Origin of the sequence: Pseudomonas sp. PAMC 29040 (genome assembly GCF_003994535.1) — a bacterium.
GTDB lineage: Bacteria > Pseudomonadota > Gammaproteobacteria > Pseudomonadales > Pseudomonadaceae > Aquipseudomonas > Aquipseudomonas paraversuta.
This window is the reverse complement of sequence record NZ_RZAA01000017.1, coordinates 67564-79554: the sequence shown is the minus strand read 5'-3', so window position 1 is coordinate 79554 and position 11991 is coordinate 67564. Positions and strand designations below refer to the sequence as shown.

Annotated in this window: 12 protein-coding genes and 1 pseudogene; 10 read left to right on the top strand and 3 right to left on the bottom strand. The window is 55.1% G+C overall.

Translation table 11 applies throughout. The annotated features are described in order from the left end of the window. The 5 genes and pseudogenes from WG29040_RS23600 to WG29040_RS23580 all read left to right on the top strand — a co-directional run. Positions 1-660 (top strand): annotated as a pseudogene (locus WG29040_RS23600) (hypothetical protein); the annotation flags it as partial. Next, positions 660-1112 carry a phage tail assembly chaperone gene (locus WG29040_RS23595; RefSeq protein WP_127197044.1) on the top strand — a complete coding sequence of 151 codons (453 nt, stop codon included), beginning with the start codon at positions 660-662 and terminating at the stop codon, positions 1110-1112. The pseudogene WG29040_RS23600 and the gene WG29040_RS23595, both read left to right, overlap by 1 nt. Before the next feature lie 40 nt (positions 1113-1152). Next, on the top strand, positions 1153-1923 hold the full coding sequence (locus WG29040_RS23590; RefSeq protein ID WP_127197043.1) for a hypothetical protein: 771 nt from the start codon (positions 1153-1155) through the stop codon (positions 1921-1923). Next, on the top strand, positions 1920-2819 hold the full coding sequence (locus tag WG29040_RS23585; RefSeq protein WP_127197042.1) for a hypothetical protein: 900 nt from the start codon (positions 1920-1922) through the stop codon (positions 2817-2819). Before WG29040_RS23590 ends, WG29040_RS23585 begins: the two co-directional genes overlap by 4 nt. Next, positions 2809-3354 (top strand): hypothetical protein, encoded by a 546-nt coding sequence (locus WG29040_RS23580; protein ID WP_127197041.1) that lies wholly within the window; start codon positions 2809-2811, stop codon positions 3352-3354. Before WG29040_RS23585 ends, WG29040_RS23580 begins: the two co-directional genes overlap by 11 nt. 15 nt (positions 3355-3369) lie before the next feature. Here WG29040_RS23580 and WG29040_RS23575 read toward each other — a convergent pair whose 3' ends face one another. After that, a complete protein-coding gene (locus WG29040_RS23575; protein WP_127197040.1) occupies positions 3370-4398 on the bottom strand; it encodes a replication initiator protein A in 1029 nt (342 codons plus the stop codon). 399 nt (positions 4399-4797) lie between these two features. Then, positions 4798-5082, bottom strand: coding sequence for a HigA family addiction module antitoxin (locus WG29040_RS23570; protein WP_127197039.1), 285 nt, complete (start codon positions 5080-5082; stop codon positions 4798-4800). 199 nt (positions 5083-5281) lie between these two features. Here WG29040_RS23570 and WG29040_RS23565 point away from each other — a divergent pair, with 199 nt between their 5' ends. Then, the gene (locus WG29040_RS23565) at positions 5282-6256 is read left to right on the top strand and encodes a hypothetical protein (RefSeq protein WP_127197038.1); all 975 of its coding nucleotides are present in this window, start codon (positions 5282-5284) and stop codon (positions 6254-6256) included. Here the strand turns inward: WG29040_RS23565 and WG29040_RS23560 are convergent. Then, positions 6253-6735, bottom strand: coding sequence for a hypothetical protein (locus WG29040_RS23560; RefSeq protein WP_127197037.1), 483 nt, complete (start codon positions 6733-6735; stop codon positions 6253-6255). The genes WG29040_RS23565 and WG29040_RS23560 overlap by 4 nt on opposite strands. Positions 6736-6848: 113 nt before the next feature. Here WG29040_RS23560 and WG29040_RS23555 point away from each other — a divergent pair, with 113 nt between their 5' ends. From WG29040_RS23555 to WG29040_RS23540, 4 genes are all read left to right on the top strand, one after another. Further along, positions 6849-7079 carry a hypothetical protein gene (locus WG29040_RS23555; RefSeq protein WP_127197036.1) on the top strand — a complete coding sequence of 77 codons (231 nt, stop codon included), beginning with the start codon at positions 6849-6851 and terminating at the stop codon, positions 7077-7079. 163 nt (positions 7080-7242) lie between these two features. Beyond that, entirely contained in the window at positions 7243-7884 is a 642-nt protein-coding gene (gene parA / locus WG29040_RS23550; RefSeq protein WP_127197035.1) for a ParA family partition ATPase, read from the top strand. Positions 7885-7947: 63 nt separating this feature from the next. After that, positions 7948-8196, top strand: coding sequence for a hypothetical protein (locus tag WG29040_RS23545; protein ID WP_127197034.1), 249 nt, complete (start codon positions 7948-7950; stop codon positions 8194-8196). A gap of 126 nt (positions 8197-8322) precedes the next feature. Beyond that, positions 8323-11847, top strand: coding sequence for a hypothetical protein (locus WG29040_RS23540; RefSeq protein WP_127197033.1), 3525 nt, complete (start codon positions 8323-8325; stop codon positions 11845-11847). The last annotated feature ends 144 nt before the right edge of the window (positions 11848-11991 follow it).

The following is an 11991-nucleotide window of genomic DNA, read 5'->3' as shown; positions in this document are numbered from 1 at the left end:
TTAGCAACAGCGCTTGGTAATGACCCGAACTTCGCGACCACAATTACAACAGCTCTCAGCTTAAAAGCTCCGCTGCAATCGCCTTTTTTTACTGGCCACGTCAAGGCTGACGGCGATATCTATGCATTGGGGCGCCTTATCTCGACGGGTAACATTAGTATTGGCGAGGCCTTTATTACATCCGTGGGCAACGTATTCGGCACGGCCTGGGGTGGCTACCTAAGCGACTACTTGGCTTCAACATACGAACCCAAACTAGGTTACGTCCCCGTGCAACAGGGTGGCGGTGAAGACCAATACAATAACAAGGTGTTCATTGGCTGGAATGGTGAGTACTTAACAGCACAAGTTGACAATGACCCACAAGGTCGCATCTGGACTGACAACATCGCCGTCGCTAGGGCTGTTTGGGCGCAATCGACAGCAAAAGCTGGGGGCATCGGTACTTACGCACTCATGGTGATTGGTGGGGGAGTAGCTACTGGTTACGACCCACTTATGCCAGGCCAGTTTGTTACTGGTGCAAGCTGCGCATTTACCAATACTGGCGCATATAACGGTGGCGGCCCTGCGACTGGGACATGGCAGGTAATGGGTATGGTACAAAACAGGGACGGACTCGCCCCGGATTCAACCACGCTTTGCTTGAGGGTTGCATAATGTTTACGGTTTTAAGTGTTCGCGAACCTGCATATGCAGCGGACGGTAAGTGCATAACCCTTCAAGTGACCTTTGATGGCATGGGGGAAATTCCGTTTACTGCATCAGCAGACGATACTGAAGAGCATGGGCGTCTTATCCATGCTTCGGCATTGGCTGGTGAATACGGGGACATTGCAGATTACAAGGCCCCAGCGTACACAGCAGTCCAGCTTGAAGCTATTGCACGGGATTGGCGCGATAATGAAATTAATTCCAGCCAGTGGTTGATTGAGCGTCATCGTGACGAATTAGAAGCTGGAGCCTCTACCTCGCTAGTAGACTTCAAATATTCAGAACTTCAAGACTATCGCAAATACCTGCGTGACTGGCCGACAGTCGCGGGTTTCCCTAACGATATAACAAAGCCCGTAGCGCCCGATTGGTTAGCTGCTGAGATTGAAAAGTATTGAATTCTTTAACTTCTCTTTCTAATTAGGATCGATATAAATTATGTCTAGACCTTTAAACGGCAGTTTTGACCAGATCAAGATTGGTTTCGCCCAGTATTTAAAGCGATGGCGTGACGGGCTTTACGCGGACTACGCAGACACCAAAGCAGTACAGGCTTTCATGGCCAAGCCGTTCAACCAGGCCGTGATGGTAGCGTCTTCGCGAATGGTGGACGATGCAGAGGCCATGCTCGTGGCGTACCAGAAGAACAAGAACGGTGAGGACGGTAAATCCACGCTGTTTCCGGTGCTGCTCTTCGCCATGGATGAAAACTTTATCGGTACCGGCGCGGATTGGGGCGGTGATCAAATTGGCCGCACCATGCAGCAAATTGAGGAAGGCGGTTCGTGGTACGGCTACAAGCACGTTATGCAGGACCGGCGCTTGCAAATGGTGATCATCGCCAGCGAGGGCGGTTCTGCGCAGAGCTTAGCTGCGCAACTGTCATCGTTCATCAAAGAGCCATCTAACCGCTATTTCGATGCCGAGTATCAGTTTGGCCAATACAAGGTGTCCATGCCGCAGGCCCTGGAATCAGTGCGTGTGGACTGGATGGAGGTCAAACCGGACGGGGTGAAGAACATTAAAATCCTCGTAGCTGATCTGACGCTGAAGTGTTCGATTCCATTCTTCGATGCCCCGGCTGCTGGCGCCCCTAATGATGGCTCCGACAAGAATCCGCCTGGCTACCCCGCCATCAGCGGTCTAGAGCTTTCCAGTAGCCACATTCTGGCCAGTTCGACTACAACGACTTCGGACAATCCCCAGTGAACGTCTACCTGCGTGAGGGGGGCGACTTGCTCCCAGGCGACGTGGTTATCAAATGGATAGGGCGCTCAGACCTGACGCCGGTGCCCCGCTCGGTTGAGTTTGTTGTGAAGCTGATCGATGGCGTACAGGAAAAGCTCAAGACGGGCGCATCAATATGGTCTGGCCGCGAAAATCTGCGCTACGAAATCGTCAAAACTGATCGTGAGCAACCACTTGGCCAAGTCCAGGGAAAGAACCAGCAGCAGGCCATGAGGGTCACTGCGTTGCTGCATCGTTGTGCCTCAGTCGCCCGCCCGCTCAATAGCGCCACCATCCTGACCGATACGACACTTGGCGCGATCTATCGAGCGTGCGGGGCGTACATGCCGGTAGCCAGCGACTTCGCGGTACCGCGCTTTACTTGTTTCAAGGGTCATGCCCCCAGTTACCCGATAGCCCAGGCACTCCAAGAGGAAGGCGCCGCACTTGTGCTCAGGAATGGCAGCATTACGGCCATGCGCCTGACTGACATGGCCCGGCAAGCGCCTGTAGCGGATATCGGGCAAGTGGACAGTAGCGCCAAGATAGAAAGCGAGTTTCTACAGCACCAGGACATCCCGTCGTATTACTCAGTCGACGACACCGGCGCCATTGTCCTAGGCCATATGGGGCAGGCTCGCCGGGTGAAGTTCATCCCCCGTGCGGACGTGCGCCAGCTCAGGAACGCCAGTTGTGTTCTGGTGCGTAGTAAGACCGTAGACAGCACCATATGCCAGCAGTATCAGGCTGGTGACGTGATACGGGTGGCCGGGGAGAATCTTGTGATAATTACCGCCGCTCATGCTTTCGAGAGCAACGAGGGGGCGCAGGAAAGCCGCAGCCGCCTATGGTTAGGGAAACTCATCAATGCCCAGTAATAAGCACCCAGGCTTCATTCGCCAAGTAAACCGTGATCGTCGTGAGGTGCGCGTTGAGATACGACCGTTCACTGATGGCGCCAGCGAGCTGCCTATCGCAGAAATCGAATACCCGATTGGTGATGACTCGCAAAACACTGAGATTCGTCTGGTCGAGGGGCGCGCCGTATGGATTGAGTTCATCGCGGGCGATCCGCGCCGGCCGCTCATCACCGGCTATCGCAACCCGAACACGGGCAACGTGGTGGGCATGCGTCGCTGGAACCATGACCACTTCGAAATCAACGCTGACGAGACATTCACGATCAATGCTGGCGCTAAAATCGCTCTGATCGTGGGCGGTACGTCCCTAGTGCTAACTCCCGAGTCAATCGCGGAGATAGCCGCCGCATTGAGCGTCAAAGCCGCTGTAACGATTGAGGGCGGAGTAACGCAAACCGGTGGCGATATGACCAGCGACGGTATCAGCGTGCAGTTCCACGACCACACCAGCACCGCGCCGGGGACACCTACCAGTAAACCAAACTCCGCTTAAGATCCTTGTTAGCCGCTATTTCAGGTAATCAAGAGACTTACGGTAAACCATTCGCAACTGTGGACCGCGCTGGCCAGCCTCTTCGGATAGATCATATTCAGGAACGTCGTTCTCCTTGATCACCTTGCGCAGGCTCCTGGAAAACTCTTTGAACGTGGTGTCGCTACCGCTACGCTGATAAATCAGGTCGAACCCCCAAGTAGCCATGTCCTTGCCGGCTGCCTTTCTCGCCAGTCGGTAGATAAAGCGGATGTAGCCCGATTCGCTCTCAAAGTAATCAGGGTGCACCGCAAGTATGTCTGGCTTCATGCTGGCGGTAATTTCTTTATAGAGCCAATCCGCCACCTTGAATTCGATGTATTCGATATTCCCGTTTTTGGCGTTTGCTAGGGTGCGGTATGGTCCGATCAGGTTCTCCCCTTCATCGGTGATAACCATGCGGTCCTTGATCATCCGGGTGCGCTGAATCTTGACATGCGTGGTGCTCAGTCGCTCAAGTGCACCAACCACTGCAGCCCGTTGATTGCCCCCTTCTGTTTTTTTGGTGAATTTGATCACGTCACCAATGTGCGGGCGAAACACCTGTGAAGGCTTCTCCCCGTCACCTCTACGATAACGGTTCATCCCTTCGGTCAGGTGGGAGGTAGCCATCAGCACCAGGTCATAATCGAACACAGAAGCCATGCCGTAGATGCCAGACGAAACGATAACCTCGCCGTCAGGCAGCTCGTAACGAATAACGTCGTTCTCGCGCTTTTTGGTTTTCGACAACCGAAATGGGGCTACATCCATCAGGCTACGAATATCACGGGTGCCAATGTCATAAATCATTGGCACGAAAAAATCAGGCTGCTGCGGATCCTTGCTCTTGGCCTTTGGGGCCTTTACTGCTGGCTTCGCTTTGGGGGCTTTTGCCACCTTCGGTTTCGGCTCGGTACCGCCAAGAAGGTCGCCCTGGCGCTCTGGCTTCTTTCGGCTCTTGATAGCGTCAAGGCGCCGATTGTGTTGATTGGCAATCCCCTCAGGGTTATTGCTGACTGACATGATCGCTCCCGCTGCTGCTTGCACGTAAAGGGTGAACTGAATGCAGGGTGGGTGAATTACAAATTCTGATGATCGAAAACCCTAGAAGCCTTGCCATGCGGGCTCTACGCCTCGAAAACAGGGGGATATTTATCGTTTTTTTGTAATTCACACACCGAAACCCTAGATTTTTGTAATTCACACGCCAAACCGTGTAATTCACCCACCATTCTTTGTAATTCACCCACCCCATTTTGTATTTCACCCACCTATCCACAGGGTTGTTATCGTGCTCTAGATCAGGCGGGACGCGGTGTGTAGCGCTTATCCACAATGGCCAAAACATAGATATAAAACTTTTTAAAACTTTAAAACGTAAAAAGGATATGACTTACCCACCTTGGGTCGACAAAACCAATCCTATGCCGCACGCAATCGGGTAATGGCTGGTACAGCTTTATGCTGAGCCTGCCATAGGTCATAAGCGGACTGACGAGCAAGCCACACATGCGCGCTGCCCAGTCCTGCCAGCTCCAGACGCCAAGCAAGGTCCGGGCTTATCGCCGCACGACAATGCAGCACGGTGGACAACTGCATCCTGGAATACCCAATGTGTTTGGCCAGCGCCGTGACGGTCATGTTGATATCAGGTAACACGTCTTCGCGTAGCGCCTCGCCCGGATGGGGAGGATTGTGCGTAGTCATTGGCCACTCTCCTTTCGAACATTGCCTGCACAATGTAAGGCCTGACTTTACGTTGCGCAAGAAATATGTGTAAGCACAGACTTTACACGCTGACCGTTATCCGTAGATTTTTTGTCCGCAGGTGGCGCAAAGCACGTCGGCAGTAAGTCCTTTGGCCACCTCACAATGCCCCCCAGTTATCCAATCCATGGGGGCAGTCATGCCAGCAACGAACACTCTCGATTTCTCCAATGCTCAGGCCGCTGCCAAGGCACTCAAGAAAGTCAGTCAGATCATGATCAGAGCGGGCCAGCCCGTGGTTACGACTGAATTCAATCCAACAGCACGACGTACATCTGGCATCACTTACCGCGAGGCGACGTTAACGGTGGCGAGCGGCCAAATGGTTGTGCTGCGCGTGAATACCACGGGCGACATCTTTCAAGTGCTGATCAACAAATCCCTGACACCGCTCAAGAATCAGACCGATTCAGAAAAAGCTGTTCGGGAAATCGCGACCCTACTGGAAGCTGGCCAGGTGGGCTTCCAGAAGAAGCAGGCCCGTAAAGCGATTGCCTTGCCTAAGGGTATGAGCACCCCAGCACCAAAACAGACAGAGGTGTATGCCGAGCGTGTAGCGCAACTGGATGCGCAGATTACCGAACGCCAAGCGACCGTTGCGGACCTACTGCAGCAGTTGGAGGCAATGACCGACAGCCTTGGATTCGAAGCCTCGGCAGTGCTCACAGTATCTGGTGCCTACGTGGCGGCGCGTGAGATTGTCCTGGCCGATCCAACCATGATGGATAGCCTCGCCACCGCTGGCGCTATCGCACAGCTGCACCAGGCCTTGAGCGTGGTCGAGGCGAATGCCCCGATCAACGAAGCCGAAGGCAATCACGACCAAGCTCAGCTTGAGCGCAGCTTGGCCAAATCCTTTATCACCGCCATTGCTATGCTCGACAGCGTGAGCCCTGACCTCGGGGATGGCGGTTTGTCGGAGCTGGTGAATATCGCCATTGTGTCGGCGGCGGACGTGAGCGACATCAAGGACGAGGAAGCGCTGGCGCAGCTTCTGGCCCTAGGCATGGTTGAGACAGCAGAAGGGCTCTACATGCTGACCACGAAAGGCAGGGCGGCGCTTGAGGACGCAGGCTATGACGCTTACGGCGAGCCTTTCGCAGCTCAGGACTAAATCGAGGTGATTTGATACAGACGGGCGATGTCGTCGCTCATCTGTGTCAGTGACTCAATACCGCGCTGGCGTGACATGAAGTGCGCCAACGCCAGCACCGCAACCTCTGCGTTTCCGATATCGCTGTGAAGTCGGTACTTCTGTCCCTGCGTGTCCACGCCGTCTACTTCGATCCTTGGGCGGTACTTCGATACATCGTCCGCCAGCAGGATGGTGCCCATCCCCTCCCCCTCCTTGTACCCCGTGATCGCGTCCGCCAAGTGTTCCTCTTTGAACAGGCAGTCAAAGGTTTTCAACCTCAGGTTGGTCACGAAGGCAAAACCCTCGTCTGGACACTCCCTATACGTGATCCTGCTCAAAACTGTCATGGTTCCCAGGGCGTTTGATTTGAACGCCATAAGCGTTACAGGCTCTGATCCTGCTGGGCCGAACCCTCCAATAGAAACCATTATCTTCATTCCTGCCGGCGCTTCTGACATACGAAACCTCGCGTAAATACATAAAAATGATGTTTATTAATTGCAAGATAAACAATCAAATGATAATTTCAATTCGTCGATGGTTCAGACCCAACACGAAAAGGAATAGAGCAATGAGTGCGCAGGATCTTAAGCGGTTACGTCTCGGCATTTGGGCAGCTGGTTTGCTTATGTTGGTGCTCTATCTAATCGTGGCGGTTGCCCTGGACGGCAGTGATTACGCTCAAGCCGTTGCCGAACATGAGTGGGCATGTCAGATGATCAGTGAGGGCGTATGGCCTAAAGACTTGATGATTGATTGTCCTGAGCCAGTCCAATCGCTGGCTTCAAATTCAGCCATCTAGCGCCTGCAAAAGCTGAACGAAGCGCCCCGCCAGACGGGGCTTTTTTACGTCCATGCAAAGCGTTTGAGAATTAGCGCTAAAGCGCCATGACGTAAAATGCCTATTGCGTTATGACGCAATAGCGCTAGAATCCGGCCAATAATCAATTGGATGGACGCAGAACATGACAGTTATCGCGGTGATGAATCAGAAAGGCGGATCGACCAAGACCACGACCTGCACCGGGCTGGGCCGGGCATTGAGCTTGGACGGCTACAACGTGGCACTTGTTGATTCTGACCCGCAAGGCAGCTTGCTTGATTGGGCTGCGGCGCATGACGATCAGCCTATGCAGGTATACGTTATTGATCGCCCAGCACTTGAGCGTGAAATTCCAAAACTGAAAGAAGAAATCGTGATCATCGACGGCACCGCTAAGGCTGCGGATCTGGCGCTGAAAACGATAAAGGTTGCCGATCTGATCCTTATCCCAGTACAGCCGTCACCTCTCGACGTATGGGCAACCAGCGATATGGTGAACATGATCAAAGACCACCAGGATGACCAGATAGCAGCCGGCGAGCCTCCTGTTAAAGTGGCATTTGTCGTATCTCGCGTTATCGGGAATACGAAACTCAGCAAGAAAATATCTGAAACCCTCACTGGCTATGGCTTTCCGGTATTCAAAACCCGCATGGTTCAGCGTCAAGACCACCCGAATTCTCAAACGTCCGGGCGTACTGCTTTGGATACTCGCCCGGGCGGCCTTGCTGCGCATGAGCTGCGAGCGCTCAAAAACGAAGTGCTGGCGTTCCTTGCATTGTGATTAGACGCTAAAGTGCTACATGCACTATCATGCTGAAAACGTCTTAACGCTAAAGGTAAGCCCGTGAACGATTTAACCATTAAGCCGCGTCCTCCGCGTGCGACCCCAGATGCGAAGTCATCCGACACCCTCGCGGCGGGCCGTCCGAGCCAAAAGCCGAAAGTAATCAAACTGGGAGCAAAAGAGCGCCTTAACTCCTACATTACTGCGGAGCAGGATCAGAAGCTGCGCCTGATCGCCGTTAAGAGGCGCTGCACTGTGTCCGAAGTCATCGGGCAGCTTATCGACGATGCGCCAGCTCCTGAGTTCTAGGGCGGTAGTTACATCCCAAAGGGTGCCCCCGCGGCGCCCTTTTTTGTGCCTGAGATTTGGCGCAAACCGCCGGCTGGGGCCTGGTGAAATGGCCGGTATCGTGGCTGCTTTAAGGGAGCGGCTTCTATGTCCGATGTTTTCATCAAACTCCAAAGCGCGGCACATGCTGGCGCATACGGAGCGGGCTCACGCGCAGAGCCCACGCCCGCACAGATCCGGGCCGGTAATTACGCCAAGGGCAGCTTTAGCATGTACGGCCTGCGTATCACCATCGAAACGCCCATGTTTCAGCCTCGCCGTGGCAAGCAGGACGGCAAACCATGGTCGATCACCTGTATGGCGCACTACGGCTATGTAAACGGCACCAAGGGCGCCGACGGTGACGCTGTAGACGTGTTCGTAGGCCCGGCCCCCGAGAGCCGGAACGTGTACGTGATCAACCAGAACGCCAAGGGCGGGGCCTTCGACGAGCACAAGGTAATGCTTGGCTTCATCGACCAGGACCAGGCCCGTACCGCTTACCTGAACTCCTATGAAAAGGGATGGGCCGGCCTTGGCAGTGTCGCGGCCTGCACCATCAATCAGTTCAAGCACTGGCTCAAGCATGGGGATCTAAGCCAGCCCCTATCTCCCGACTTACCCAATATCCCGAAAGATGAGGCGTTGAGCATGACTGACGTATTTGCGCGCTGGGGCGCTGACAACCTTCCAGTAGGCCAGACTGTGGGCGCATTGCTGTATGAGCTGCGCCGGGCCGATATCGACGGCTTGATGTTCGACAGCGCCACAATGGGCGATATCACGCAGTACCTGGGCGACAGCGGCGAAATGCTCGACGCCATGGTGATCGAGTACAAGCAGTTTGAGCGCAAGGCTGGCCAGCTTCTCAAAGTTATGCAGAACTCGGGCGGTGAAGTGCTTCCGGTGGGCGTTGAGGTCAGCAAGCCATTCAAGAGTAAGGGCACTACTCAGGTAGCCATGTTGTTTGGTATGAGTGATGGCCAGAGCATTTCGGTGTTCTTTCACAACCCGGACAGCACGCCCAATAAGCTCACCCCAGCCGACGAGCTGATCAGTTGGAAGTGGGTACAGAACAAGAAGGACATCACCGCCGTGGTGGCGCCTGAGAGTGGTCAGGATATCAATCCGCGCATTGTTGCCCGCCGCATCATGGCGCTGATCCAGAAGAACAGCGCCAAGTTCATCAAGGCGAATGAAGGGAAGGCAGCCCGCACCGCTGCGCTCGATGAGCAAAAGGCCCTGGTAAAAGCTAAAACCGGCGAGCTGACCAACCTGGAAGCGCAGATCCTCGACCTTACTGCTCGGCTTGAGCAGAAGAAGGCCGCACCGGTGGCGCCTGTTGCAGCGCCAGTCCCTGTGAGCGTGTCCAGCATCATCCTGGATGATTACGCCGACGTTGCCGCGCTTGGCATGGCCACCGTGCTCAGCGTGGGCTCTGAAAACGTCTATTTCGACAAAGACGGCAAGCAGTACATGACGAAGCTGCTCAACACTGACGACTATGAGGCTCGCGTGGGTGAAGTCGTCGACCTGTCGGGCGTTGTCGATCCATCCGCAGCGCCGGATGTAGATGAGTCACCGGCAATTCTTCAAGGCCCCGCCGGCCCGGTGACAGTCGCCAAGACCAAATATGTAACCACCGGTGAGTGGGGCGTGAGCTGGGCCAGTACCCACCTTGCCACCGCTGCCAGCAAGGCCGAGGGCGTTGCCATTGCCGAGCGCGTCATTGCTTCGGGCGCCGATAACATTGCCGACATGCGCGCCGCAGCGGAACCCGAAGTTGTGCCGGAGCTAAAAACCGAAACCCTCAATGAGGTCGCGCGCCGCTTGGTGCCGGAAGAGTTCGTAAGCGACATCGATCCGGACGGGTTTACCGCCATTGCTGCCGATGGGTACGGAATTCGCCTGCGACCAACAGCTGGCGGACGCATGCTGAGTGCTTACATTCTCAAGCCGGGTGTGAGCGGCCAGGAAAGCATGGGGTCGAGCACCCTCGAAAACGGCATTGAGTCTGCTGTAGGCGTCGCGCTCAGTACTGCGCTGACTTTTATTGAAAAATGGCGCGCTGAGAAGGCTCCAGGTGCTGGTTCTGAGCCTGTAGGCGAGCCAGCTGCTGAGGAAGACGCCGGCATCATCGAAGCAGAAGGGCGCGAAAACACTGTCAAAACAGCCAAGGGCACAAAGGTCGTGACAGGCTTCAAGGTTATCGAAGCGAGTAAGCTTATTATCAGCCACGAGACAGATGGCACGGTAAACCCGGAATACCCGCCTGAAATCCAGCCGCGTGACCGAGCGCGAACTACTTCGCAGGCATGGGTACAGAAAACCGCACGCAACCTTGACCCGGACAGTCTCGGTCGCACTCAGCGCGCAGACAGTGGCGCTCCTATCGTTGGTGCTGACCGTGTGGTTGAGTCGGGTAACGGTCGCGCCATGGCGATCCGCGAGGCCTACCGCATTGGCCAAGCCGATGAATACCGTGAGTGGCTTCTGGAAAACGCGGAGTACTTCTCCGTCGACCCGGCCAAGATCAACCGCATGAAAGCGCCGGTGCTGATCCGCGTGCGTAAAACCGACGTGAACCGTGTGGAGTTCGCCGTGGAGTCGAACCAAGACGACAAGCTGGCCATGACTGCAACTGAGAAGGCGCGCAGCGATGCTAAACGCCTGGACAGTGCCATGCTGGCCAAGCTGGCAGACGGCGACCTCAACAGTGCTGCAAACCGTGACTTTGTGGCGGCATTCCTGCAATCGCTGGGGGATGCAGAGGCGGCGCAGTACTTGACCACTGACGGTAAGCCTACGTCGGGCCTTATCAGTCGCCTGCAAGCCGCTCTATTTGCAGGCGCCTACGCCGATGACCGTTTACTTGAAATGACGGCAGACCAGGCAAAGCCTGAGATTGCCAACATCGTCTCGGCTCTTAACAGCGCAGCACCGGACTTTATGCGCGCCAAGGAACAGGATCGTATTGGCGGCGAGCAGGTTGGTGAGCAGGTAACTGACGCTGTAGAGCTATCGCTCAATCAGGAGGCGGTTAACGCGATCATTGGAGCCACCAACGTACTGCGCCAGGCTAAAGAGGCTGGCATGGGCTTAGACGAGTTCCTGCGTCAGGGCGATATGTTCGGCGGTACCGACCCGGCAGTCGCGGCCATGGCCTTGTTCATCAGCGCCAATAATCGAAGCGCTAAACGCATGGGTACCGCGTTCAAAGCCATGGCCCAGTTCGTTGAAAGCGAGAACGTGCGCAAGCAGACAGCTGGCCTGTTTGGTGATGAGCCTGCCAGCTTTACCGATATCGTCAGCGCGGCAAACCGAAAGCTGGAACAGGAATTTGGTGAGGGGGTGTTTGCCATCGACCAAACCGATATGTTCAGCCCGCAACCGGCCGCCGTATCTGAGCCCCGCCAAGAAGCCCCCAGCGAAGAAGACGCCCTACAAGAGGCTAAGTCTTACCTGGACAACATTATCGGCGGTACTACCGACCTTGGCCGGCCTAATGATGTGCTCAAGGAGCTGGAGCGAATCTATGCGGCCTATGGCGAGGACCAACTGAGCGGGTTGTTTGTTGACGCATCGAACGCCTTCCGGGATTACGCACTCAAGGCTACGGCTGGCGCGTTCTAATCCGATAACCAATGACCAGGAGCCCGCCACGAGCGGGCTTTTTTGTGGGCTTCATTTTGATATTTAGCGACATAACGTAAAAGAGCCAAAGAGTTAAAGCGCTAAAAAGTCGTTGACCTATAGGCACGTTGTGCCTATATTGGC